General features: G+C 68.4%; 2 protein-coding genes. One reads left to right on the top strand and one right to left on the bottom strand.

Annotation, left to right across the window (positions count from 1 at the left end; all coding sequences use genetic code 11):
* Positions 1-266: 266 nt before the first annotated feature.
* The gene (locus ACFY16_RS43105; protein WP_390652689.1) at positions 267-1,097 is read left to right on the top strand and encodes an IS5 family transposase; all 831 of its coding nucleotides are present in this window, start codon (positions 267-269) and stop codon (positions 1,095-1,097) included.
* On the opposite strand, the gene ACFY16_RS43100 is transcribed toward ACFY16_RS43105, so the two are convergent.
* Complete coding sequence (locus ACFY16_RS43100; protein WP_390652688.1) at positions 1,015-1,443, bottom strand: hypothetical protein; 429 nt, start codon at positions 1,441-1,443, stop codon at positions 1,015-1,017. The genes ACFY16_RS43105 and ACFY16_RS43100 overlap by 83 nt on opposite strands.
* Between the last annotated feature and the right edge of the window lie 96 nt (positions 1,444-1,539).

Here is a 1,539-nt window from a genome sequence, read left to right as displayed (position 1 = left end):
AGTGCGTTGTGGCAAACCGGATCTTGTTCGAGCGGCAGCGGTGATCATCTGGACGGAGGTTCGGGTGCGGGTGCGGGCATGAGAGAACGGGCCCCTTGGTAGTGACGCGGTTACGACACCAGCACGACCAAGGAAGCCCGTTGCCCGATCAGTTGAGCAGTATCTCTGCGCATGCGTCCACCGCGCTCACCCCTGGGTGTGACTGCTACGTGCACCGGTTCGGTTCGATCGCTCCGGGACAGCGGGTGCGGTGCTATCCGAGTGACATGACGGATGCGGAGTGGGCCGAGGTCCGCTCCGCGATGCCGGTGCCGGCCTGGCTCCTGAAGCGGGGCGGGCGTCCGGAGGCGTACTGCCATCGCGAGATGCTTGACGCTGTGCGCTACCTGGTCGACAACGGCGTGAAGTGGATGGCCATGCCGGTCGATTTCCCGTACTGGCGGGCGGTCTACGACTTCTTCCGCCGCTGGCGGGCCTGCGACTACGTGCGTGAACTGCACGAACGCCTGCGCCGCACGGCGAGGGAACGCTCAGGCCGCAACGCCGAGCCCAGCGCGGGAATCATCGACAGTCAGTCGGTGGACGCCTCCGAGACCGTCGGCGAGGACAGCCGCGGATACGACGGCGCCAAGTCACGTGACGGGCGCAAGCGTCACATCCTCACCGACACCGAGGGTCTGCTCCTGGAGGTGACCGTGACCACAGCCGATGTGCACGACTCCAAGGCCGCCCCCGCGCTGCTGGAGACGTTCGTGGAGCAGCCGGGCCGGCTGCTGAAACTGGTGTGGGTCGACAGCGCCTACCAGGGTCCGGCGCTGGCGAAGGCGTTCGCCCGCCACGGAGTGCGCGTCGAGGTCGTGCGCCGCTCCGACGGACACCGCGGATTTGTCGTACTGGCCCGCAGGTGGGTGGTGGAGCGCACGCTGAGCTGGCTCTCCCGCTCACGCCGCCTCAACCGCGACCACGAACGCCGCCTCGACCACCACGCCCAGATGGTGTGGTGGGCCGCCGTGATCAGGCTGTCCCGGCGCCTGGCCCAAGACGCTCCGCGCTGGCCGGAGAAGCGCCCCGGCCGACTGCCCCGGGCGCGGGCGTGAACCGTCCGTCCTTCGCCCGCACCAGCCAGCCCCGCTTCTCCAGCACGTAGGCACGGTGCCGGATCTTCTCCACCTCGTTCTTGATCTCCGGTCCCACGGCGGCAGCCATCTCACCACCAGACGGCACGGAAACCGGTGTATTCACCGGGCTCTCCTCGGCCAGCACCGACACGAGCTCCTCACGCCCCACCCGGGCCCGCTCGACTCGCTCCCGCGCGGCATCCACCTCCGCCTGAGCCTGTTCCAGGACCTCCGTCCAGGACTCCAGATCCTGCCTCGCCCGCGCCTCACGCTGTTCCATCAACCCCAACACCGACGGCATCGCACCCCCCTCGATCCACAACAAGCCGTCCGCTGCCTGCCCCTACCCCGTCGCGGTCATGCCCCGCACACGAAGAAGCCCCTGCTCATCGAACAGGGACTCCATTTGCCACAACGCACT

It is taken from the genome of Streptomyces sp. NPDC001315 (assembly GCF_042896175.1).
Classification (GTDB): Bacteria; Actinomycetota; Actinomycetes; order Streptomycetales; family Streptomycetaceae; genus Streptomyces.
This window is presented reverse-complemented; position numbering and strand designations above follow the sequence as displayed.

Bases quoted from the DNA above. Each gene is read 5' to 3' on its own strand.
- ACFY16_RS43105 (WP_390652689.1), top strand. From the start codon at position 267: ATGACGGATGCGGAGTGGGCCGAGGTCCGCTCCGCGATGCCGGTGCCG.